The sequence below is a fragment of the Corynebacterium crudilactis genome (assembly GCF_001643015.1).
In the GTDB taxonomy this organism is placed as follows: domain Bacteria; phylum Actinomycetota; class Actinomycetes; order Mycobacteriales; family Mycobacteriaceae; genus Corynebacterium; species Corynebacterium crudilactis.
In genome coordinates this window covers 1,053,143-1,075,014 of the sequence record NZ_CP015622.1, presented here as the reverse complement: position 1 = coordinate 1,075,014, position 21,872 = coordinate 1,053,143, and the positions used below count along the sequence as shown (strand labels likewise).

General features: G+C 50.7%; 22 protein-coding genes and 1 pseudogene. 12 read left to right on the top strand and 11 right to left on the bottom strand.

Going from position 1 to position 21,872, the window contains the following annotated elements; genetic code table 11:
- Positions 1-68: 68 nt before the first annotated feature.
- Positions 69-416 carry a zinc ribbon domain-containing protein YjdM gene (locus tag ccrud_RS05125; RefSeq protein ID WP_066565155.1) on the bottom strand — a complete coding sequence of 116 codons (348 nt, stop codon included), beginning with the start codon at positions 414-416 and terminating at the stop codon, positions 69-71.
- A 68-nt stretch (positions 417-484) separates the two neighbouring features.
- Here ccrud_RS05125 and ccrud_RS05120 point away from each other — a divergent pair, with 68 nt between their 5' ends.
- A complete protein-coding gene (locus ccrud_RS05120) occupies positions 485-883 on the top strand; it encodes an OsmC family protein (RefSeq protein WP_066565154.1) in 399 nt (132 codons plus the stop codon).
- Here the strand turns inward: ccrud_RS05120 and ccrud_RS05115 are convergent.
- From ccrud_RS05115 to ccrud_RS05100, 4 genes are read right to left on the bottom strand one after another with little or no spacing between them, the layout of a single operon-like run.
- Complete coding sequence (locus ccrud_RS05115) at positions 870-2,513, bottom strand: ABC-F family ATP-binding cassette domain-containing protein (protein WP_066565153.1); 1,644 nt, start codon at positions 2,511-2,513, stop codon at positions 870-872. The two genes, ccrud_RS05120 and ccrud_RS05115, sit on opposite strands and share 14 nt — an antisense overlap.
- Before the next feature lie 37 nt (positions 2,514-2,550).
- A complete protein-coding gene (locus ccrud_RS05110; RefSeq protein ID WP_066565152.1) occupies positions 2,551-3,315 on the bottom strand; it encodes an isocitrate lyase/PEP mutase family protein in 765 nt (254 codons plus the stop codon).
- Positions 3,316-3,369: 54 nt separating this feature from the next.
- Entirely contained in the window at positions 3,370-4,077 is a 708-nt protein-coding gene (locus ccrud_RS05105; RefSeq protein ID WP_066565151.1) for an SCO1664 family protein, read from the bottom strand.
- Positions 4,074-4,721, bottom strand: a complete 648-nt coding sequence (locus tag ccrud_RS05100) for a histidine phosphatase family protein (protein WP_066565150.1) — start codon at positions 4,719-4,721, stop codon at positions 4,074-4,076. The genes ccrud_RS05105 and ccrud_RS05100 overlap by 4 nt, the downstream gene beginning before the upstream one ends.
- A gap of 48 nt (positions 4,722-4,769) precedes the next feature.
- On the opposite strand from ccrud_RS05100, the gene ccrud_RS05095 reads away from it, so the two are divergent.
- From ccrud_RS05095 to ccrud_RS14915, 4 genes are read left to right on the top strand one after another with little or no spacing between them, the layout of a single operon-like run.
- Positions 4,770-6,152 (top strand): sigma 54-interacting transcriptional regulator, encoded by a 1,383-nt coding sequence (locus tag ccrud_RS05095; RefSeq protein ID WP_074025419.1) that lies wholly within the window; start codon positions 4,770-4,772, stop codon positions 6,150-6,152.
- A gap of 11 nt (positions 6,153-6,163) precedes the next feature.
- Positions 6,164-8,119 (top strand): vWA domain-containing protein, encoded by a 1,956-nt coding sequence (locus ccrud_RS05090; RefSeq protein WP_066565149.1) that lies wholly within the window; start codon positions 6,164-6,166, stop codon positions 8,117-8,119.
- 53 nt (positions 8,120-8,172) lie between these two features.
- Entirely contained in the window at positions 8,173-8,568 is a 396-nt protein-coding gene (locus ccrud_RS05085) for a VOC family protein (RefSeq protein ID WP_066565148.1), read from the top strand.
- Between the two features lie 2 nt (positions 8,569-8,570).
- Positions 8,571-9,170, top strand: coding sequence for a DUF4386 domain-containing protein (locus ccrud_RS14915; protein ID WP_074025417.1), 600 nt, complete (start codon positions 8,571-8,573; stop codon positions 9,168-9,170).
- On the opposite strand, the gene ccrud_RS05075 is transcribed toward ccrud_RS14915, so the two are convergent.
- The 3 genes from ccrud_RS05075 to ccrud_RS05065 all read right to left on the bottom strand — a co-directional run bounded on the left by ccrud_RS05075 (position 9,104) and on the right by ccrud_RS05065 (position 11,901).
- A complete protein-coding gene (locus tag ccrud_RS05075) occupies positions 9,104-10,843 on the bottom strand; it encodes a SulP family inorganic anion transporter (protein WP_066565146.1) in 1,740 nt (579 codons plus the stop codon). The two genes, ccrud_RS14915 and ccrud_RS05075, sit on opposite strands and share 67 nt — an antisense overlap.
- Positions 10,844-10,906: 63 nt before the next feature.
- The gene (locus ccrud_RS05070; RefSeq protein WP_066565145.1) at positions 10,907-11,419 is read right to left on the bottom strand and encodes a 2'-5' RNA ligase family protein; all 513 of its coding nucleotides are present in this window, start codon (positions 11,417-11,419) and stop codon (positions 10,907-10,909) included.
- 50 nt (positions 11,420-11,469) lie between these two features.
- Positions 11,470-11,901, bottom strand: coding sequence for a MepB family protein (locus ccrud_RS05065; protein WP_066565144.1), 432 nt, complete (start codon positions 11,899-11,901; stop codon positions 11,470-11,472).
- A 175-nt stretch (positions 11,902-12,076) separates the two neighbouring features.
- Here ccrud_RS05065 and ccrud_RS15880 point away from each other — a divergent pair.
- Positions 12,077-12,662: pseudogene (locus tag ccrud_RS15880) on the top strand (NAD(P)-dependent oxidoreductase).
- A 63-nt stretch (positions 12,663-12,725) separates the two neighbouring features.
- Positions 12,726-13,205: a hypothetical protein gene (locus ccrud_RS05050; protein ID WP_066565141.1), complete on the top strand. Its 480-nt coding sequence runs from the start codon at positions 12,726-12,728 to the stop codon at positions 13,203-13,205.
- 82 nt (positions 13,206-13,287) lie between these two features.
- Here ccrud_RS05050 and ccrud_RS05045 read toward each other — a convergent pair whose 3' ends face one another.
- Both ccrud_RS05045 and ychF read right to left on the bottom strand, forming a co-directional pair.
- Positions 13,288-13,491 carry a cold-shock protein gene (locus ccrud_RS05045; RefSeq protein ID WP_066565140.1) on the bottom strand — a complete coding sequence of 68 codons (204 nt, stop codon included), beginning with the start codon at positions 13,489-13,491 and terminating at the stop codon, positions 13,288-13,290.
- 541 nt (positions 13,492-14,032) lie between these two features.
- Entirely contained in the window at positions 14,033-15,118 is a 1,086-nt protein-coding gene (ychF, locus tag ccrud_RS05040; RefSeq protein WP_066565139.1) for a redox-regulated ATPase YchF, read from the bottom strand.
- Between the two features lie 257 nt (positions 15,119-15,375).
- Between ychF and ccrud_RS05035 the strand changes: the two genes are divergently transcribed.
- The 4 genes from ccrud_RS05035 to ccrud_RS05020 all read left to right on the top strand — a co-directional run bounded on the left by ccrud_RS05035 (position 15,376) and on the right by ccrud_RS05020 (position 19,533).
- Entirely contained in the window at positions 15,376-17,067 is a 1,692-nt protein-coding gene (locus ccrud_RS05035) for a sodium-dependent transporter (RefSeq protein WP_066565138.1), read from the top strand.
- The gene (gene metS / locus ccrud_RS05030) at positions 17,067-17,249 is read left to right on the top strand and encodes a methionine/alanine import NSS transporter subunit MetS (RefSeq protein WP_066565137.1); all 183 of its coding nucleotides are present in this window, start codon (positions 17,067-17,069) and stop codon (positions 17,247-17,249) included. Before ccrud_RS05035 ends, metS begins: the two co-directional genes overlap by 1 nt.
- 69 nt (positions 17,250-17,318) lie before the next feature.
- Positions 17,319-18,719 (top strand): AI-2E family transporter, encoded by a 1,401-nt coding sequence (locus ccrud_RS05025; protein ID WP_066565136.1) that lies wholly within the window; start codon positions 17,319-17,321, stop codon positions 18,717-18,719.
- Positions 18,720-18,774: 55 nt separating this feature from the next.
- The gene (locus ccrud_RS05020) at positions 18,775-19,533 is read left to right on the top strand and encodes a DUF6542 domain-containing protein (protein ID WP_342669917.1); all 759 of its coding nucleotides are present in this window, start codon (positions 18,775-18,777) and stop codon (positions 19,531-19,533) included.
- Between the two features lie 29 nt (positions 19,534-19,562).
- Here the strand turns inward: ccrud_RS05020 and ccrud_RS05015 are convergent, their stop codons facing one another.
- Positions 19,563-20,540 carry a 4-hydroxy-3-methylbut-2-enyl diphosphate reductase gene (locus ccrud_RS05015; RefSeq protein ID WP_066565135.1) on the bottom strand — a complete coding sequence of 326 codons (978 nt, stop codon included), beginning with the start codon at positions 20,538-20,540 and terminating at the stop codon, positions 19,563-19,565.
- Positions 20,541-20,621: 81 nt separating this feature from the next.
- On the opposite strand from ccrud_RS05015, the gene xseA reads away from it, so the two are divergent.
- Positions 20,622-21,863, top strand: coding sequence for an exodeoxyribonuclease VII large subunit (gene xseA / locus ccrud_RS05010; RefSeq protein ID WP_066565134.1), 1,242 nt, complete (start codon positions 20,622-20,624; stop codon positions 21,861-21,863).
- The last annotated feature ends 9 nt before the right edge of the window (positions 21,864-21,872 follow it).

The window sequence follows — 21,872 nt, the reverse complement described above, 5'->3', positions numbered from 1 at the left end:
CTTTTAGCCCTTTCGGCATTAACCCTGGTGGTCGCTAGTACAGATTCCTTCGAGACGGAATAAAGGGCTTAAGCCTTTTTCACCACGCTGGACTTGAGTCGCATTTGACCAAATCCTGGAACCTTGGCTTCGATATCGTGGCCGTCAACTGGCTCTTCCAAAAGGCGAATGCCGCTTACCTTGGTACCGATCTTGATGGCACCGCCACCTTTAACTTTCAGGCTTTTCACGATGGACACGGCATCGCCATCGACCAGGACGTTTCCTACAGAGTCTTTGATAACTGCTGCGGTTTCTTCGACGGTTTCGCCTTCTACCCATTCATGGGCACACATTGGGCAAACAAGGACGCCGCCATTTTCGTAGGTGTATTCACTGCTGCACTCAGGGCAAGGGGCTAATTGATTGTCAGACATAAATATAGGATTCTAGCTGATCTTACTGGTCACAGCACAAAAAGCACTCTTTCTGTTAGCCTGCGAGCATGACTTCGATTAAAGCCACTCGCACAAGCCCTAATACTTATACTGTGGTTAATGATTCTGGCGCGCAGTTACACATCAGTACACCTGGTGTTCCAGGAACCTTCTCCCCTGCTGAACTATTACAAGCTGCAGTTGCAGGTTGTGCTTCTTTATCTGCAGAAGCTCAGCTTGCGCACCATTTGGGGCCAGATTTTCAAGCAACCGCCACTGTTGATTCCACCGAGTCGGCAGGATTGATTACTGATTTATTGTTTCAGCTACAGGTTGATCTACAAGGCCTAGACCCCGCTGCCCAAGACAAACTCCTGGCAAGCACGGCAAAGAAAATTGACCGTTTATGTGCCATCAAACGGTCAATTCACAACGGCATTAACACTCAGACAGTTATAGTTCCTTAACTGTTCCGGCTTCCACATGCCAACGGCGGTTGGTCTGCACCGCATCCAGCATCCGCCTGTCATGGGTAACCAGCAGCAATACCCCATCATAGGATTCCAAGGCCTGCTCTAGTTGCTCGATCGCTTCCAGATCCAGGTGGTTGGTGGGCTCATCAAGAACAAGCACGTTGACACCGCGGACCTGCAGCAGCGCAAGCCCGGCGCGCGTGCGCTCGCCTGGAGAAAGCTTTTCGACGTCTCGTTCCACATGGTTATCATTGAGCCCAAATTTTGCCAGGAGTGTGCGGACCTCGCTGATAGGAAGGTCTGGAACATACTTTTCAAATGCGTCAAGCAGTGGTGATTGTGGATCTAGCAATGCGCGGGCCTGATCAATTTCACCAATTGCCACGCTGGTACCCATGGTGGAGCTACCGCTTGTTGGTTCTTGGTGGCCTAAAAGGCCTCGCAGCAGTGTAGATTTTCCAGCGCCGTTGGGTCCGGTAATGCCAATGCGATCGCCAGCATTTACTTGGATGGAGACTGGACCCAAAGTGAAATCATCTTGGGTAAAGCTTGCGTTGTTGAGTGTGGCAACAACGGAGCTAGATCGTGGTGCTTTACCTACGCTGAATTGGAGTTTCCATTCTTTGCGTGGCTCTTCCACTTCTTCTAGGCGAGCAATACGGCTTTCCATTTGGCGGACTTTTTGAGCCTGCTTTTCGCTGGATTCGGTGGCTGCTTTGCGGCGGATTTTATCGTTGTCTGGCGCCTTTTTGATGGCATTGCGCACACCTTGGCTAGACCATTCGCGTTGTGTTCTTGCGCGTGCGACAAGGTCTTTTTTCTTGTCAGCGAATTCTTCATATTGATCGCGGGCGTGTTGGCGAAGTACTGCGCGTTCTTCCAAATAAGAATCGTATCCACCGCCATAGACTTGGTGGGAGTTTTGGTACAGATCAAGTTCCAGCACGGTGGTGACACAGCGGGAGAGAAACTCACGGTCGTGGCTGACCAGTACTACTCCCCCACGCAGGCCTTGGACAAAGTTCTCCAATTTTTCTAGGCCATCAAGGTCAAGGTCGTTGGTGGGTTCATCAAGAAGCACAATGTCGAACCGCGACAGCAAGAGTGCGGCTAAGCCTACTCGGGCGGCTTGTCCACCAGATAGCCCTGCCATCATGGTGTCAATGGGGAGCTCGAAACCAAGTTCTGCAAGCACCTGAGGAATACGATCTTCGAGGTCTGCTGCGCCACTGGCCATCCAACGATCAAGAGCTTCGGCGTAATCATCGGCAAGCTTTGTGTTTTCTGGATCAACGCCAAATGCTTCAGCCGTGTCATCCATGGCAGTAGTTGCTGCGGCGCATCCTGTGCGTCGTGCAATATAGTCTGCGATTGTTTCATCAGCACGGCGACTGTGTTCCTGTGGAAGGTAACCCACAAATGCATCAGGAGGTGACAGCGCAATGGATCCAGCCTGTGGGTTTTCCACACCGGCGAGGATCTTCAAAAAAGTAGATTTACCTGCGCCGTTTACACCCACCACGCCAACGATATCTCCGGCGGCAACGGTGAGGTTCACGTTGTTAAAGAGTGTGCGGTGTCCGTAGCCACCGGAGAGGTTTTGCACCACAAGGGTTTCAGTCATGGATCTATTGTGACACTAGGCGTCGATAAGCAATTTATTAAGCCCATGCCTTGAACTGCTGCGCCGAGGTGGCGCTCAGCCATTTTTGCCAGAGCGGGCCGAAGGTCACGCGGCGCACGCCGAGCCCGGCAAGCGTAGCTAGCCCTCCCGCGCCGTGTCCATCGACGGGGTGAGCAGTAACATTAACAGGCACCGATACTGCCGCGACCAGGCGTTCTATTTGATCTGCAGTAGTCAACCCCACCGGATATACCGAGCGGGCGCCTGCCTGTTCCATCAACTTGATGCGCTTGATAGCTTCCACCATCGGATCATCGAATACCTCTGACCCAAGTTTTACCGCATCAGTTCGGCCGTTGATCACAAACTCCACACCAGCAGTATCTGCAGCTTCTCGCGCAGCCGCAATATAATCTGCATGTTCTTGGGCCTCACGGACTCGTTTGTCCTCGCGGTGCACAACATCTTCGATATTCGCACCAACTGCGCCAGCTTCAAGAAGTCGCTCAATCAGCTCCGCAGGATCAAGACCATAACCGGATTCCACATCAACGCTCACTGGGAGAGCTACCGCAGAAGTGATCTTTTTGACCACGTTGAGGTACTCCACAAAATCCATATTTTCGCCATCTGAACTGCCGATTGCGTCTGCCACTGGATGACTGCCCACTGTCAGACCGGGGAAACCTGCTTCCTCCGCAACCCCTGCACTCCAGGTATCCCAAGCAGTGGGCAGGACGAGTAATTTTCCGGATTCGTGGGCTTTGGCAAAATCAGCCGCCAATGTTTGAAGATGAGACATATCGTGCTCCTTAAAAGTTTTGGCTTGTGGCAATGCGTATAACTGCCACCCTACTCAAACAAGCGGCCACGGGAACTGACGATGCGATCTCGCCTGAGGCAAAAATGGCAATCGCTGAATCCTTGACGCTCTCCGCTGCAAAGCTTCAATTTCTACTGGATGTAAAAGTTCTCCTAATTCTGCAGGAACCTCATCAAGCAACGGCTCCACCGCTGTAATCAATTCATCTGAAATTGTGCAGCCCGCGAAATCCCATATCACCGTGCGTAATTTAGGCTCTACTGAAAAACACAATCCATGATCAATGCCCCAAATATGATCTTCTTCCAACAGCACATGCCCTGATTTTCGATCAGTGTTGTTACACAACAAATCAAACACAGCCATGCGCACAAACTGTTGATGCAGATCTGGGCGGGTATCAAAAAGCTGGAAATAATGCTCCCCATTGTTATGCACAAACCACTGCATGGAGCCCACCCCAGCGGGGGCATCCTCCACAATGATGGTTGGTGGCACAAGATGCCAGCCTAAAAACTCACTGAGCACAAAGGCAGCGCGTTCCCGTCGATAAAGTCCCGGAGGAAAATCCCATAGCGGTTGCTCACCCAATTCAGGTTTATAGACAGCCCACGCATAATCATCGGCTAATTCCAGATCAACAATAAAACCAACGTTGCTGGACTCCACTAATTGCTCAACAATGCCTAAATCGCCTTCTCTCAGCAATTTCAGCTCACGCTCAAAAGGTGAAGTAATCACTGCTGTGGCCTCAAATATTCCAAAGACCCAGTGCGGGAATTCGTGACAAGCATCCGAGTGCCCGTGCTCTGGAATTCCACGGCAGATATTGATGCCGTATCAATATGGATCTTCTGAAATAAGTCTAAGGGCGTGCCCACAAAATATGCCACGGCGGCTTTGATCGTATCTGCGTGACTGAAGGCTGCAATCACTTCGCCTTCATGGCGGTGCGCAAGCTGTTCGACTGTTGTAACCATGCGGTTTTGCATCTCTACAAAGCTTTCACCTTCAGGAAACCTGAAGGTAGATGGAGATTTTTGGACTTCTTTCCACTCTTCCAATTTGTTGAGATCGAGTAGTTTCTGCCCAGTCCACTGCCCAAAATCGCATTCCACAAGGCCTTGCTCAGTCAAGATCTCAAGATTATGCGACTTGCTTGTGGGAGCTGCAGTTTCTTGAGCACGTTCCATCGGAGATGCATACAAAGCAGCTAGCTCAAGCCCGGCCAATCTGCCTGAAACATCTGTCGCCTGAGCATGTCCCTGATCAGAAAGGTGCAACCCAGGAGTCCGGCCGGGCAATACCTGTCCGGTGGTTGGAGTTTGCCCATGGCGGATGAGCAAGACAATGGTGCTTTTCTGCGCTTCTTCAGCCTGCGTCATGCCTCGCCAGCATACCCCAGCTCACATAAATGATTAGGCTGTAAAGGTGTGAGCCTCCTGCCTAATGTGTCCCCAAATGTCTCCACTGTCGGTGAGCTGAAGGCCGCCGGCTACCAATACCGCCCTCTGCGCGTGGAAATCCGCGAAAACCTGCTGAGCAAACTCCGAAACGGCGAAGATCCCTGGCCTGGCCTCCACGGATTGCAGCACACGGTTATCCCGCAGGTAGAACGCGCGCTGATAGCCGGGCACGATATTGTGCTGCTCGGCGAGCGCGGCCAGGGTAAAACGCGGCTGCTCCGCGCGATTACTTCGCTTCTCGACGAGTGGATCCCCGCCTTGGCTGATTCCGAATTGCGCGAAGATCCTTTGGCACCCGTTACACAGACTGAGATCACCGATGACCACCTCATCACCTGGATTCACCGCGATGATCGCTACTCCGAAAAGCTTGCTACTCCAGATACTTCAGTGGCTGACTTAATCGGAGATGTAGATCCCATGCGTGTGGCCGAAGGCCGACGCCTTGGTGATCCTGACACCATCCACTTTGGTCTGATCCCACGTTCTAATCGAGGCATCGTTGCGATCAATGAGCTACCTGACCTGGCTGAAAGAATCCAGGTATCCATGCTCAATGTCATGGAAGAACGCGACATCCAAATTCGTGGCTATATGCTGCGTCTACCACTTGATGTGCTGGTTGTTGCCTCCGCAAACCCAGAAGATTATACCAACCGAGGCCGCATTATCACTCCGTTGAAAGATCGCTTCGGTGCAGAAATCCGCACGCATTATCCACTTGAATTAGAAGATGAAATTGCGGTTATCTCCCAGGAAGCCCATTTGGTAGCTGATGTGCCAAAGGTGCTCTTAGAGATCCTGGCACGCTATACCCGGTCGTTGAGGCAATCCCCTGCAGTTAACCAACGCTCTGGTGTTTCTGCTCGTTTTGCCATCGCTGGAGCAGAAACTATTGCAGCTGCTGCCCTGCACCGCGCAAGTATTCGTGGTGAATCAGAAGCTGTTGCCCGACTTGTTGATGTGGAATCAGCCGTAGAAGTTCTCGGCGGAAAAATTGAGTTTGAATCCGGTGAGGAAGGCCGCGAATGGGAAATCCTGGATTATGTCCTTCGCACCTCCACTGCTGAAGCGCTACGATCGACACTCCGTTCCCTGGATCTTAATCCGCTTATCGCAGCGCTTGACGGCAGTATCACGGTATCAACCGGCGCGAATGTCTCAGCCGAAGAGTTCCTCAATGGCCTGCCAGATCTCGGCGAAACCACGCTCTATGATGACATCGCCACCGCCTTTGGTGCAATCTCCGAAGGTGCCCGCGCCAACGCCATCGAGCTGGCTTTAGAAGGGTTGTTCCTCTCTAGGAAAATTGCCAAGGATTCTGGCGAAGGCGAAACCATTTACGGCTAAGGAGTTTTCCCATGACCCACCCCCTAGGTCCCCGTAGAAGCCGGTATAGCAGATACACCGGTGGCCCAGATCCACTCGCCCCACCGGTAGATCTCAGCGATGCGCTGCGTGAAATTGCAGAGGATGTCATGGCTGGATACTCCCCTGAGCAGGCTCTACGCGAATATCTGCGGCGAGGTACCAAGGGGTCTGATGGGTTTGATGAGCTCGCGTGGCAAGCTGCACAAAAACGCCAAGAATTGCTGCAGCGCAATAATCTTGGCGGCACCTTGCGCGAGGTCAAAGCTTTGCTTGACGACGCCCTGAAGCTGGAACGTGCACAACTTGCCAGAGACATCGACCTCGATGACACTGACCGCGCATTCAAAGAAATGCAGATCAGCAACCTCCCAGAGTCCACCCCAGCAGCAGTATCTGAACTGAACTCCTACGACTGGCAATCGGAGCAAGCTCGCCAGAAATTTGAGCAGATCCGAGACTTACTTGGCCGTGAAATGCTGGACCAACAATTCTCTGGAATGAAACAGGCACTGGAAGGAGCCACCGAAGAAGATAAAGCAGCAATTGCACAGATGCTGCACGACCTTAATGCTCTCCTTAATAAACACCGAGCAGGCACAGACACACCCACTGATTTCGCCAATTTCATGGCTGCACATGGTGCACACTTCCCGGAGAATCCGCGCACTATAGACGAACTCATTGATACCTTGGCTGCGAGATCTGCCGCGGCTCAACGCATGCTTAACTCCATGTCGGAAGAACAACGCAGAGAACTCTTAGAGCTTTCTGCCGAAGCTTTTGGCAGCCCACAGCTCCAGGAACTACTCGGAGATCTGGCTGGAAATCTCCAAGGGCTGCGCCCAGAACTCGATTGGAATAGCTCTGAAGAGTTCTCCGGTGACCAAGGAATGGGACTTGGTGATGGCACCGGTGCGATGCAAGATTTAGCTGAGCTAGATAACCTCGCGGAACAGCTGCGCCATTCACATACTGATCTCGATCTTGATGCAGTAAAACGTCAGCTTGGCCAAGAGGCAGCAGTTTCCGCAGAGCTGCTCAACAGCATTGATAAAGCACTGCAAGACAGCGGACTGTTGGGACGCTCCCCTGACGGCTCCTTAAAACTAAGTCCACAAGCCATGCGTCGCCTTGGAAAAGCACTTTTAGATAGCGCTACAGAACAGCTTTCCTCCCGCTCCGGAGCCCGCGATTCCCGCATCACCGGTACCAGTGGAGAACAAACAGGCAGCTCACGCCCCTATGAATTTGGTGATACCCAGCCGTGGGATGTCACACGCACAATCACCAACGCAATAACTAGAACGGCTAGCGCAGACACTAATGAAGCCTTAAAGATTCACCTCAACGACATCGAAGTCGTAGAAACTGAGCAACGCACCCAAAATGCAGTCGCGTTACTAGTAGATACCAGCTATTCCATGGCGGCCGAAGGTCGCTGGGTTCCCATGAAACAAACTGCTCTAGCATTGCATCATCTGATCAGCACTCGATTCCGCAATGATGAACTAGCCCTGATCACTTTCGGCAGACATGCGCTAACCACCGATATTAATCAGCTCACTGTCCTTCCCCCAGTTCATGAACAAGGCACCAATCTTCATCATGGATTGCTCTTGGCTGAAAGGTTTTTTGCACGACACCCGTCTATGCAACCCACACTGCTGATTGTCACAGACGGCGAACCCACAGCTTTCCTACAACCCGATGGACACGCATGGTTTAATTGGCCAACTGATCAAGAGACTCTATCCACTACGATCACCCAATTAGATAAAGTGACCAAACGTGGCACTCGCACGACTTTTTTCAGATTGGGCCATGATTACGGTCTGCAGAAATTCCTCAATCAATTAGCAGACCGCGTAGCTGGCCGAGTAGTAGCACCTGATCTAGATGGTTTAGGTGCCGCCGTAGTGGAGGAATACCTGCATTACAGGCACTAATCTCGGTTTACTGTCATAATGGTGTGGAATTCCGCCGTTGATAATGAGGGATAATGTCTAGACCAATCCACTTTGAAATCCATTCCAACGATGTTCCCAAAGCAGCCACATTCTATGCAGATATATTTGGTTGGACATACGAAGACTATTCTGCTTTTGCTGGAATGCCTTATTTCGGAATCCTCACAGGATCTGAAAATGAGCCCGGAATAAATGGTGCTCTTACGCAAAGAAAAGGCACAGCTGCAGCGGCCGGCGGACCCATAAATGGTGCTGTATTAACCATGGGAGTTGAAGATTTTGATGCCTGCGCAGAAAAAATCCTCACTGCTGGTGGAACTGTAGCACTAGAAAAATACGCACTCCCTGGAATGGCTTGGCAAGGATATTTCCTTGACTTAGATGGAAATGTTTTTGGAATCCACCAGCCAGATCACAACGCTGGTTAGTCATGGATACCCATCAGTCGGCTTTCCGTCTTGCTGCAGGTTTTTCTCTTCTCACCATGGCAATTATTTCTCCCATCGGCTTCCTTGTTGCCTTGCCACAAGGCCTTTTTAGTCTCACAGCTATTGTCGGTTTTATCGTTGCTACCTTAGACATTGCCGTCGCATTATTGCTGTTCCCGATTCTCAAAAGCGGGGGTTTCCTACTCTCAATAGTCATTTCCTTATTGAGAATCATCTATTCAATCGGTCTCTACATAGCCACAATCATTTTGATTGCTAGTTCTGATGGCGGGCAGTTTATATTCCTCTGGGACCGCATCTTAGGAATCTTTGGTCTACATTTACTCCTCTGTGGCATCGCGCTCTGGCGCTCACCTAACCTCCCCACACCAATTGGCATCTTATTAGTGTTAGCCGGCGGCGGATATGCTTTTGATGCACTGATGGTGTTTCTCAATATTGAGACCATCACCTTGTCTGAGTTCACCTTTATCGGCGAAGTGATCCTCTTAATATGGCTGATGTGGTCTGGATTTCAAGCATCCAAAATTTCTTCTGGCACACCTTCTGGATTTCGTCCTTCCTTGGATCGAAACTCCTGAACATAGGCCTGTACTGCAGTGGGCAGCGTTGCGAAAATAAACTGTTCCCCAACCCTGTCAGTAAACTTTGTTGGATCTAAACTTCTTTGCAGATCTTGTTTCACACGTGCCATAGCAAATCTAATTCCTTGATCTGCAAAAGTTGAGCGCAATTTTTCTAAAGCATCTACAGCGGTGAGATCAACTTCAGTATTTGCCTCAGCATTCAATAAAAACCAGTGCACAGGCTGTTCAGAGTTATCTACTGCCTCAATTGCACGTGCAAAGAAATCATCAGCATTGGCAAAAAATAGTGGCGAATCATATCTAAACACCACTAACCCTTCGACTGGAATGGAATCAGAATAATCCTGCAAGCTATGCATTCCAGCTATTCCAGGTGCATACCCCAATACATCAGCATAGGGTTTTGTAATCCTTCGAATGAGATCCAAAATGGAAATCGCCACTGCCACTCCGATACCAGCCAAAACGCCAAAAAACACTACTGCAACCGCAGTACCAGCAGTAATGATCAACTCACTTTTCCGGAAATGTGCAATTCTTCTAACTTCTGCCACATCAATAAGTTGCGTAGCAGCATAAATCACTAATGCACCCAACGCCGCAACTGGAAAAGTTTCTAAGATCGGTCCCGCAAATACTAGAACCATCACCACCAGCATGATCACCACGCAAGAATGAATTTGTGTGCGTGCGCCAGCAGTATCTCCTAACACGGTGCGCGAACCGCTAGAAGAGACCGGAAATCCCTGAAAGAAGCCATTGGCAATATTGGCAGCGCCTAAAGCCAATAACTCTTGATTGGAATCAATGACCTCCCCCTTACCAGAAGCAAATGCTCTGGCGGTCAAAATATTATCTGAGAATCCCACCACGGCAATACCAATCGCATAAGGCAACAAAGACCAGATCTCTACATCACCGAAATTGGGGACTCTTAATGTAGGCAACCCTCGAGGCACTTCCCCGATAACATCCAAACCGAACTTGTCTAACCCGAAAATAGCCACTGCCCCGGCTGCTAAAAGCAGCGCAAATAACGAGGTCGGGGCTTTGGGAAATTTCCACTTCGCGGCATACAGCATGATTAAAACTGCGCCAGCCATGACTAATGTCGGAATATGAACTAAGTGCACCTGTTGGAAAAATGAACGCAACTCTTGCCACGTATTGTCCCCTAATACGTCAACTTGTGTCACTTTGGACAATTGACTGACGATCATCAACAGTGCAATGCCAATGAGATAACCAATCAGCACTGGTCGAGACAACAATCTGGTTAAAAATCCCAGACGACTAACAAAACCTACGATACAGACTATTCCCACTGCAATCGCCATGATTGCAGCTACTTCCGCATATCTTTCTGGTCCACCTGCAGCACCAACTAATGCGCCAACGCCTGCTGCTGCCATCAGTGCAGTGGTGGATTCCGGCCCGATGGATAGTTTTCTCGAGGTACCCAGAAAAAAGTACACAATCATCGGCATGAGAACTGCCCAGAGCCCAACAACGGGAGGAAGACCTGCAATAACGGCATAAGCCATCACCTGCGGAATGAGATAAGCCGCCACTGTTAAGCCGGCAATGACATCACCTTTAAACCAGGAACGTTGATATTCTCGCAAAGCGGTAACCCCTGGAAAAATACGACCTAGCTTCTCCTTCATGCTCTATAACGTACCTAGAAAACTCACGTCAAAAGGTGTTTTAAGAAGCTAAAATCAATTCTTTCAAGACACCTCTGAATCGCTAAAAACCCTGAGTTCCTGGGTTTGAGGTTTCCAATAAGCTGCGGTGACAGCCGTAATCTCTTTGAAATGCGTCGATGTTACCTCATTCAATGCATAAAGGTACTCTGGAACAATCTCTTTTGGCAGCCGCAGTCCCATGGTCAAATGAGGTGTCCACCGTCTGCCTCGACCATCCGGATTAAGACCGCTAAGTTCCCTAGCAGCAGCTTCCAGCTCTTCAGAAGCTTCAAGCAACCATGCAACCGTCTGTTTTCTTTTGGTCCCGAAGACCACAGTCCCGACCCGCGCAAAGCGGGCTGGAATCTCAGAAGGAAGCAACGTGGCTGCGCGCTGCACAACATCTGCTGGCATCATTGGTGAAAATGTGATGGTGATATGAGGTGTTTGATTCTGCCGAGGAAAACCACGCTCTTCCAAACGATCGAAAATTTCTCGTATATATTTCTCCTCTGCAGGATCAAGATACAGCAAGATATTTTCAGGCGATGCCATTGTGTCTCACTCCTCTATTCATGCCGAATATTTCCCACCTGCAACTTTAATCAGTACTCCTGAAAGGCAGGAGCCTGAGCTTTTTGAGTAGCTTGTGCTTGCGGATTCAGTTGGACACACCAGCTGGGATAAACACGAAAACCTCGCTTGCCGGAACGTTGCCCCGAAATAATTCCCAGCTGATCCAAGTGCTTCGCGGTAAAGCGAAAAACTCCACGCTTGCCCAATTGTTCTACAAATACAAACAGTCCTGCGTGCACATTCTCGCTGTTAAACGGTCCGGTGTCTCCACTTTGCTCCCGTGTCCAGAAGGCCACAAAGGCACCGGGTTTAGTTGGAGTATTTCTCGACGTGCGAATATGCCACATTTCATTTCCGAACTTGGCGATGCCTGATTCATAATCACTATTTTGCGTTTCCGACATCACCTCAGCCATCATTCCGATGTGGGCTGCATATTCCTCAAACGCATTAAAACTCATTTGTTCAGGTTAGACCACTGAGCGTGCCACAGGCACGAAGCTAATTGCTTGTCGACGTCTCCCCTAGTCGGTGTATTCATCCTGCGTAAACATTCCAGAGCAAATTTATAGGATCATTTAGCAAGCCCTGGCTAGATGTCCATAAGATCAAGCAACAATCTGTTCAAAGGAATACATGAAACTTTTAATTATTGGCGGAAACAGTGGTACGGGCGCCCTGCTTGCAGAAGCTGCTCTCGCACAATCACATGAGGTGACTGTTGTTTCGCGCAGCGGATCAACCACTGCAGACCCACGCATTAAACAGCTCAACGGCGATGCTTCTGATCCGGGCTTCATCACTTCAGCGATTCACGGTGCCGATGCGGTAGCCATCACTGTGGGTGGCTCTAAAGGGGTGAAGAATGCTCGCTCACACGTCACTGAAACTGTCATCGGTGCAGTCTTCCCTGGGGGCTGGTGATTCCATCAGTCAGCTACCAGGCGCTATCGGATTCATAACAAAGGTACTGCTCGCCAAGCCTCTCACAGATCACATTGCTCAAGAAGAGCTCGTACAAGCATCTGGCTTAGAGTGGAATATCGTTCGACGCACTGGTCTAAACAATAAACCTGGCACTGGCAGCTGGATAGCTTTAGAAGTTGGAGAAGCAGGCCGGCTTAATGGATCAATTTCACGCCATGATCTAGCCGCATTCATGCTTCAGGTGTTGAGCGATCCCATAATCGTGCACAAGGCCTTCGGAATCAGCTCGAAATAGTCATCAAGCGTCATATCTAGCTGGGTGATATTGTGTCAAAAAACACCACAGTAAGGCGAGATTATGAGTGCACAACATCTACTCATTCCGTACAAAGGTATCGATGATATTCGATTCGGTATGACGCTTGAACAAGTCACACAGGTGCTCGGCACACCAGACCAAGTACGACACGAGGACATCGTTAATCTGACCTTTGCACAATACGGTGCCTCTGAGTTTAAGTTCGATGATGACACTGGCACGCTCATTGCCATTTTGGTGTACAAGCCAGGCCGCGGAAAGGCTATCCGTGAACAGCTAGGAAAAGTACCCTATGTGCCAGTATTTCACGATGAGATCGAGATCCTCGATAAAGATGGGTTCGAGTTGCTGTGTGAACGGGAGCAAACCACAGAAGGTATAGGCAACACCGGCGTATTATTCCCGAAGCTCGGCTTTCTGGTCACAGGATTTCGTAAGCGGGTTCCTGAGGGCAGATATCTCATTGCGTTTCCCCAAGAGCGGCTTAAATACTACGAAGAGTTATGGCTCAATGTATAAAACTAGCCCAGAGCAAAGCCTCAAGGCATGAAAAAACCGCCGCACCTCACGGTGTGGCGGTTATTCTTTACAAGCTAGTGGCTTAGAGCGCACGAACCTGCTGAGCCTGAGGACCCTTAGCGCCCTCGCCGACCTCGAACTCAACCGGCTGGTTCTCTTCGAGGGTGCGGAAGCCGCCACCCTGGATCTCAGAGTAGTGAACGAAAAGATCAGCAGATCCGTCAGCTGGAGCGATGAAGCCGAAGCCCTTTTCGCCGTTGAACCACTTAACAGTTCCCTGTGCCATATGTATTACCTTTTTCTAATGAGATCATGTACGGCCACCAGCATAGTTCACTAGCGTCCGGGTCGTTGGAACTCCTCGTCGACCATCAACTTCTGCAGTTACTGCACAGATGAGGAAAACTAGGCGCACGCGTATGCATCTCCCGCGAGCGACTAGACACTGCGCACAGAAACCGCGACCACCATCTAGTGTGCCACAGAATATGCAGGTCTCAAAGTCGAGCGGATTGCAGAGCCAACCACAGCATGGTAGGCACACAACGCCCCAATGCACAAGGGTACAGAACAGAATTACAAGGTCATACCTAATTGCACAATCACAATTCGAGTGAAACCTGCAGCCCACAGTACATTCTTTGAACAGCTCAGAGCATTACAAGCAAGATATCTACAATTACTCATGCACTAAACCATCCTGAAAAACACAGAAATAAGTAGCCCTCCACTAAGGGGTGCTAAAAACATAATTTTTACACAAAAATGACCCACACTTGAAAATAAGTGTGGGTCAGAGAGTCAATAAAAACTCTTGGTTTTTGTTCCTAGACGTTGAATTTAAAGTCTACGATGTCACCATCGGCCATAACGTAGTCCTTGCCTTCTTGGCGGACCTTGCCCTGTGACTTAGCGTCAGCCATGGAGCCAGCAGCGTCGAGGTCTGTGAAGGACACGATTTCTGCCTTGATGAAGCCACGCTCAAAATCAGAGTGAATAACGCCTGCAGCCTGAGGAGCGGTATCACCCTTGTTGATGGTCCATGCGCGTGTTTCCTTAGGACCGGCGGTGAGGTAGGTCTGCAGCCCTAGGGTCTCAAAGCCTGCGCGTGCGAGAGAGTGCAGTCCTGGCTCAGTCTGGCCAACGCCTTCTAGAAGTTCAGCAGCTTCATCTTCTTCGAGTTCAAGAAGTTCAGTCTCAGTCTGAGCGTCAAGGAAGACACAGTCAGCTGGTGCAACCAATGCGCGGAGTTCATCCTTCTTCGCATCATCGGTCAGTACTCCCTCATCGGAGTTGAAGACGTACAGGAAGGGCTTCGCAGTCATCAGGTGCAGGTCGCGGAGCAGTGCAAGATCGATGTCACCGCTCTTTTCTGCAGAGAACAGGGTGCGATCATCGCTCAAGATATCGAGAGCTTTCTTTGTCTCCGAGACGACGTCGAGAAGCGCCTTATCCTTGCGCGCATCCTTCTCAAGGCGTGGCAGCGCCTTTTCCACCGTCTGTAGATCCGCGAGGATCAGCTCGGTGTTAATCACCGCAATATCGGTTGCCGGGTTAACTTCACCGTCAACGTGGATAACGTTTTCGTCAGAGAAAGCGCGCACAACTTGGCAGATGGCGTCAGCTTCGCGGATATTAGCGAGGAAGGCGTTACCCATTCCTTCCCCCTCGGAAGCACCCTTGACGATGCCTGCGATATCCACGAAAGACACGGTTGCGGGCAGAATGCGCTCGGAGCCAAAGATTTCCGCAAGACGGTTCAAGCGGGAGTCAGGGAGCTCAACGAGTCCCACGTTTGGCTCGATGGTGGCGAATGGGTAATTCGCTGCAAGCACATCGTTGCGGGTCAGTGCATTGAACAGGGTGGACTTGCCAACGTTGGGCAGTCCGACAATTCCAAGAGTAAGGGTCACAGGCACATATCCTATCAATCCTCTTGAGGGAACCTAAATAACGCGGTAGAAAATTAGGTAGCAAACTTTTGAGAACTTCTACCTGTTGCACTGTTAAGATAATTTCAGCTTAATTTTGATCACCCCCGATTTTCCAGACAACGGCCACACCAGGCGTAGAACGAGGAGAGCGTTAGGTTCGGACCACACACAGGACTGTTCTGATGCTTGGGGCATTCTTATTAATCCTTCATGCATGACTGGAGACGCTCTTAAATATGTCAACTCCACAACATGCGGCCTCAACAACTGCCCCAAAAGGCGAGCGCCGCGAAGTATTTTCTTCCCGTTCTGTGTTTATCCTTGCTGCGATTGGCTCTGCGGTCGGTCTGGGCAATATTTGGCGTTTCCCTTATGTCGCTTATGACAATGGTGGCGGTGCCTTCCTCATCCCTTATGCCATCGCCCTGCTCACTGCGGGTATCCCGCTGTTGTTCTTAGATTTCGCACTCGGTCACCGTTATAGGGGCTCAGCGCCCCTTGCTTTTCGACGTTTTAAAAAGCAAACCGAAACCATCGGTTGGATCCAGGTCGGAATCGCATTCTTTATCACCATTTATTACGCAGCGATCATCGGTTGGGCTGGGCTTTATGCTTTCAAATCATTGAATAAAGCATGGGGAGATGATCCCGATACTTATTTCTTCGCCGACTTCTTGAAGTTTGATTCCGCTGCTGTGGTGTCTCTCGATATTGTTCCGCAGATCGCAATCGCGCTGTTTGTCGTATGGATCGCGGCCGTTGTGGTTCTTGCCATTGGTGTGGATAAGGGCATTGGCCGAGTCAACATGGTCTTCATGCCTCTGCTGGTCATTATCTTCATCATCGTGGTCGTTCAGGCTGTTTTACTCCCCGGCGCGGAGGTTGGTTTGGATGCGCTGTTTACCCCTAACTGGGAAGCGCTGAAGAATCCAACGGTGTGGATTGCTGCGTATGGGCAGATTTTCTTCTCCTTGTCTGTTGGTTTCGGCATCATGCTCACCTATTCCTCTTATCTCAAGCCACGTACAAATCTCACCAGCACAGGCCTTGTTACTGGTTTTGCTAACTCTTCTTTTGAGGTTCTTGCCGGTATCGGTGTTTTCGCAGCACTTGGTTTTATGGCTGCTAATGCTGGCGTAGGTGTGGATGAGGTTGCTACTTCGGGTATTGGTCTTGCCTTCGTAGCTTTCCCGGCCATCATCAATGAGATGCCTTTTGGTGCGCTGTTTGGTTTCTTGTTCTTCAGCTCGCTGACCATTGCTGGCTTTACTTCCCTATTCTCACTGTTGGAAGTTGTGGTCTCTGCGGTCAAGGATAAATTTGGGTTGCCGCGTAAAACTGCAGCTATTGGTGTGGGTATCTTCATGGCCATTTTGTCTCTCGCACTGTTCTCCACTACCTCTGGTTTGGCGACACTCGACATCATGGATAAATTCACCAACAATATCGGCATCGTGGCGGTGGCTTTAATCGCTGTGGTCACCATTGACTGGGTGCTGCGTCGCATCGATGAATTCTCCACGCACCTCAATGCGATCTCAGCATTCAAGGTGAACACAATTTGGCGCATTTCTGTAGTCAACATCACCACGTTGGTTCTGGGCTCTACCCTGGCACTTGAGCTCATCTCTCTTATCAATGAGCCTTACGGCGGTTATACGGTGCTACAAAATGGCCTGTTTGGCTGGGGTGTGCTCGGAGTGATCTTGGTGGCAGCATTCCTGCTCCCATTAGTGGCTTGGCCAAAGGGCACGCTTGTCGACGGCCCACCTGGCTCCGATTTTGGCGTCCTGCCGGAGTTCAAGCGTTCATTGCACCGACCTCGCCGTTGGGCGTCTACGGATCCGATCGTGCCCTTCGATGCCACAGAAGACGCTTCCCGCTTCCCTACCATTGCAGTCACTAACCCTGAAGCTAAGGAGTCATAATGAGTACTACTGCAATCATCATGATGGTGTTGTTCATAGTCATCATTTGGGGTGGCCTGGTGTACAGCACGTTGGCACTGCGCCGCTCCCCTGATGAGAAGGTCGGCTTGTTTGGAGCTTCTCCTTATGCCACCGACACGGTTCTTATTGAACAAGAATTTGAACGCCCATCAAACGTTTAAAAGCACTCCTTTAAGAGTGTTTCGTGCTTTAAAGACAATAACCATGCAAAATAGATAATCGTGGCAACAATGGATGACTTCACTCAAGACCCTGACAGCTCAACCGGTGAATCAACCGAGAAAGCGCAATCAGGCAGTCGCATAGACCGCATTGACCGTGCTGTTGTTATTAGCGATTATTTCAAAAGCATCTCCATGTGGAGCTTGCGCTTGGTTTTCGTAGCTGCAGCAGCTTTCGTTGTGTGGTGGGTAATTGGAAGATTTTGGCAAGGTATTTTGCCGGTTACTCTCGCGATTATCATTTGCACGGTGTTGTCTTCTCCGAACTCTTGGCTGCGTAGGCACGGAGTACCGAGCGCACTGGCGGCATTAATTACCATTGGCACCTTTTTCGCCATCATGGGTGCTGTCATGTGGGTGATTGCGCCAAGTATCGCGCAGCAGTCTCAGGTGTTATATTTCCAAGCTTTTGAAGGTATCTTGAGCATTCAGTTATGGCTCCAAGGTCCCCCACTGAACCTAGATTCAGAAGATCTCAATAGCTATTTCAATGAGGCTGCGGCGTGGTTGCAAAACCAGGCTGGCACGATTGCTGGTGAGATCTTCTCAGGCTTGGGTGCTGCAACCAGCGTCATCATCACCCTTGGTGTGGTGTTGGTGCTGACGTTCTTCTTCCTTAAAGATGGGCACCGTTTCTTACCCTGGGTCCGTAAGATTGGTGGCGAAAATTCCGGTTGGCACGCCACTGAATTGCTCACTCGTGCCTGGACTACCCTGTCGGGTTTCATTCGAGCCCAAGCTGTAGTTTCTGCGGTTGATGCGGTTTTCATTGGCATCGGCTTATTAATTGTCGGAGTGCCTATGGCGTTGGCTCTCGCAGTGATTACCTTCGTTGCTGGTTTTATCCCCATCATTGGAGCATTCACCGCAGGAGCTCTCGCAGTTTTAGTTGCTTTAGTTTCCTTAGGATTCACCGAAGCTGTCATTGTTTTGGTCATTGTTGTTGCCGTACAGCAATTGGAAGGCAATATTTTGTCTCCGCTGTTGCAATCCAAGGCGATGAATTTGCACCCCGTTCTGGTCTTATTGTCAGTCACCGTTGGCGGCACACTCTTTAATATTATTGGCGCCTTCCTCGCAGTGCCAGTAGCTGCGATGATTGCTGTGGTCTTCCGTTATTTCCAGGACATGACTTCTTTGCGTGCCGGTGAAAAAATGGCAGCTGATATGACATTCGCGAGCACTTATGGCGAGGCAGCGGGGCATGCCATGGAAGCCGATGGAGAGTTGTTCCGCAAACGCTACTACCAGAATCTCCTTGGCGATGCGGAGGGCAATGACCTCAATCTTCCGGATTTTGTGGATGTAGATCCTGAGTCCTTGGATCCTAATGAGGTCCGGCGCAGAGAATTAAAACGAAGATTCACCTCTGCACGGCAGACATTAGATAAAATGCGCAAAAAGAACTAGATATTCAAGTCGACTTAATTAGTAAATAGCTATTAGACCGGTAAAGTAATCACACGTGTCACATGGATCAGCATCGTCGAGGAGAAGCTCCAAGCCATCACAGCAAACTGCATTCATAGGTTTGCCCACATGGTCTGGCCCTTCAGTTGTTTTCGCGTCCCTTATTACGGGAATGCTTATCAGCTTGTTGATGGGTGTGATTGGACTGCCCTTCCAGCTGGTTTTCATCATTGCCACGCTCGGCGTGACATTGTTGGTTGAAGCCCGCGGACTCTTTTTAACAGTCGCGTCTATTCCACTCCTATTTGGCATTTTCACACCGCTTACTGCGTGGTTTGTATCCCAAAAAGGCTCTGTATCTAGTGCCTCCCCCGGAGTTTCTGCCACAGAAATCCTCACGGCTATCTACCCGTTGGCGCAGCTCTTCCCCACATTGATCATGGTGACACTCGTGGCGGCGCTGATCGCAGTCATCAGAATCATTTTGCTACGGAGGAATCAGGAGACTCAACAAGTTTCTGGAGAACGCACGAGGCGTGCGCAACGTGAAGCTGAACAAGCTAATCAAGCGGCAGCGCGTCGTGCTCGTGCACAATCCACCAAGGTGCGAAGTCGCCGTGCACAGCCTGCTGGTGAAGGTTCACAGGTAACTGTTGATGAGTTGATCAAGAGGAGCCAAGAGCGCCGTCAGCACGTTGGGCAACGTCATCCTGTTGTGCCGCCACCCAAGCCACGCCCGAGGGCGCCTGAAGCGACCGAGCGTCGACAAGCGCCTCGCCGCCGCAGCTCGCTGGACGATGACCTTTATAGCTAAAAAATCCCCGCTCATTGGCGGGGATTTTTTTAGTTCTTGTGGCGCAGCACGCGAGGCAGCGCGAACACGATCTTCTCTGCGGCCGAGGTAACTTCCTCAACATCGTCGAAGCCGTATTGCGCCAAACGCTCAACGACTCCCTGCACGAGAATTTCTGGAACAGAAGCGCCAGAGGAAATGCCGATAGTTTCTACGCCTTCAAACCACGCTGGATCAATTTCGCGAGCATAATCCACCAAGTAGGCGTTGTCTGCACCGCTTTGTTTAGCAACTTCTACCAGGCGAACTGAGTTGGAGGAGTTCTGTGAACCCACCACAATCATCAGCTCACAACGTTCTGCAATGGCCTTGACTGCAACCTGGCGGTTCTGGGTGGCATAGCAAATATCATCTGATGGTGGATCCTGCAGCTGCGGGTACTTGGCCTTGAGCTCGCGGACGATCTCCATCGTCTCATCCACTGACAGCGTGGTCTGGGACAACCAAATCAGGTTCAGCTCATCTGCCAAGAACTCCGGCAAAGATGCGATACCTGCAACGCCATCAACCAAGTGGGTCTTCTCTACAGAATGGCCCATGGTGCCTTCTACCTCTTCATGGCCTTCATGGCCGATGAAAAGAATGTGGAAGCCCTGCTTATCAAAGCGCTGCACTTCCTTATGCACCTTAGTTACCAGCGGGCACGCTGCGTCGATCGCCTTGATATTTTTGGCAGCTGCTTCTTCGTGGACCATTGGGCTCACGCCGTGCGCAGAAAATACCATGTTGGCACCTTCTGGAGCTTCAGATGCTTCATTGACAAAGATTGCGCCCTTTTCCGCCAAGGTATCTACAACGTAGCGGTTGTGCACAATTTCTTTACGGACATAGATTGGTGCACCGTATTCTTCCAATGCGCGCTCTACGGTTTCCACTGCGCGGTCCACGCCGGCGCAGTATCCGCGAGGGGCTGCAAGCAGGATCTTCTTTCCGGTTTTAATTTTAGGGCTAATAACTGGTGAGCTCATGCCTCCCAGCGTATCCAACCTTGAGGGCAAACACCTAGACTGGGGAAAGCAACCGCTTGGAAGAAGGAGAATCACACGCCTGTGCCGTCTGCGAAATCAACCCCCGAAGCCCCCTGGCCAGTACGGGAAGTAAATACCCAAGTTAAACAATGGATTGAACGGCTGGGCCACCTCTGGGTGGAAGGACAATTAGCTCAAATCAATGTCAAGCCGAATTGGAAGCTTTCTTATCTCACTTTGCGTGATGTTGAACAAGAAGTTTCCGTGCAGCTGACGTGCCCAACCGATATCATCCGCAATCGTCCTACCCCGCTAAAAGATGGCGATCGAGTAATTGTGTACGGCAAACCAGCATTTTTTGCTGGCCGTGGCACCTTTTCTCTCTGGGTAACCGATATCCGCCCAGTGGGTATCGGTGAGCTGCTTGCACGTATTGAAGAGCTGCGTAAGAAACTTGCTGCAGAGGGACTATTTGATCCTTCTCGCAAAAAGCGCTTACCTTTCCTTCCCAATCGTGTTGGTCTGATCACTGGCCGTGGTTCTGCTGCAGAGCGCGATGTATTGAGTGTGGCGCAGGATCGTTGGCCTGAGGTCCAATTTGAGGTCATCAACACTGCGGTCCAAGGTGCATCTGCTGTTCCGGAAATTATCGATGCGCTACGCATCCTGGATCAAGATCCGCGCGTTGATGTCATCATCATTGCCCGTGGTGGTGGTTCTGTGGAGGATCTACTTCCTTTCTCTGAGGAAGCTCTGCAGCGTGCCGTAGCGGCAACCCAGACTCCAGTGGTATCCGCCATTGGTCATGAACCTGATACGCCAGTGCTAGATAATGTGGCGGATCTGCGCGCTGCCACTCCTACGGATGCTGCGAAACGGGTAGTCCCTGATGTTGCAGAAGAACGCCTGCTGATCGCACAGCTTCGTGGCCGAAGTGCTGCTGCATTGCGTGGTTGGGTGCAGCGAGAGCAGCAAGCGCTCACCGCGATCCGGTCTCGGCCCGTACTTTCTGATCCGATGACTCCGATTAATCGCCGACGTGAAGAAATAAACCAGGCCGTGAACTTGATTAGGCGCGATGTCACGCATCTTGTGCGCACCGAACAAGCCATGGTTACCTCCTTGCGCGCCCAGGTTGCTGCGCTGGGACCTTCAGCAACATTGGCCCGCGGCTATTCCGTGGTTCAGGTACTGCCCCGCGACGGTAGTCCAGCTGAAGTTGTGACCACTATTGAGCAGTCCCCTCCCGGCAGCCAGCTACGCATCCGCGTTGCAGACGGCTCCATCACCGCAGCGTCCATGGGCGTCCAGCAAGCAAACTAATAATTTAGG

Excerpts from the sequence above, each read along its gene's own strand:
- ccrud_RS05090 (WP_066565149.1), top strand. The coding sequence starts at position 6,164 with ATGACCCACCCCCTAGGTCCCCGTAGAAGCCGGTATAGCAGATACACC.
- ccrud_RS05070 (WP_066565145.1), bottom strand. The coding sequence starts at position 11,419 with ATGGCATCGCCTGAAAATATCTTGCTGTATCTTGATCCTGCAGAGGAG.
- ccrud_RS05035 (WP_066565138.1), top strand. The coding sequence starts at position 15,376 with ATGTCAACTCCACAACATGCGGCCTCAACAACTGCCCCAAAAGGCGAG.
- ccrud_RS05120 (WP_066565154.1), top strand. The coding sequence starts at position 485 with ATGACTTCGATTAAAGCCACTCGCACAAGCCCTAATACTTATACTGTG.
- ccrud_RS05015 (WP_066565135.1), bottom strand. The coding sequence starts at position 20,540 with ATGAGCTCACCAGTTATTAGCCCTAAAATTAAAACCGGAAAGAAGATC.
- ccrud_RS05125 (WP_066565155.1), bottom strand. The coding sequence starts at position 416 with ATGTCTGACAATCAATTAGCCCCTTGCCCTGAGTGCAGCAGTGAATAC.
- ccrud_RS05050 (WP_066565141.1), top strand. The coding sequence starts at position 12,726 with ATGAGTGCACAACATCTACTCATTCCGTACAAAGGTATCGATGATATT.
- ccrud_RS05100 (WP_066565150.1), bottom strand. The coding sequence starts at position 4,721 with ATGACGCAGGCTGAAGAAGCGCAGAAAAGCACCATTGTCTTGCTCATC.
- ccrud_RS05085 (WP_066565148.1), top strand. The coding sequence starts at position 8,173 with ATGTCTAGACCAATCCACTTTGAAATCCATTCCAACGATGTTCCCAAA.
- ccrud_RS05045 (WP_066565140.1), bottom strand. The coding sequence starts at position 13,491 with ATGGCACAGGGAACTGTTAAGTGGTTCAACGGCGAAAAGGGCTTCGGC.
- ccrud_RS05065 (WP_066565144.1), bottom strand. The coding sequence starts at position 11,901 with ATGAGTTTTAATGCGTTTGAGGAATATGCAGCCCACATCGGAATGATG.
- ccrud_RS05115 (WP_066565153.1), bottom strand. The coding sequence starts at position 2,513 with ATGACTGAAACCCTTGTGGTGCAAAACCTCTCCGGTGGCTACGGACAC.
- ccrud_RS14915 (WP_074025417.1), top strand. The coding sequence starts at position 8,571 with ATGGATACCCATCAGTCGGCTTTCCGTCTTGCTGCAGGTTTTTCTCTT.
- ccrud_RS05025 (WP_066565136.1), top strand. The coding sequence starts at position 17,319 with ATGGATGACTTCACTCAAGACCCTGACAGCTCAACCGGTGAATCAACC.
- ccrud_RS05110 (WP_066565152.1), bottom strand. The coding sequence starts at position 3,315 with ATGTCTCATCTTCAAACATTGGCGGCTGATTTTGCCAAAGCCCACGAA.
- ccrud_RS05075 (WP_066565146.1), bottom strand. The coding sequence starts at position 10,843 with ATGAAGGAGAAGCTAGGTCGTATTTTTCCAGGGGTTACCGCTTTGCGA.
- metS (WP_066565137.1), top strand. The coding sequence starts at position 17,067 with ATGAGTACTACTGCAATCATCATGATGGTGTTGTTCATAGTCATCATT.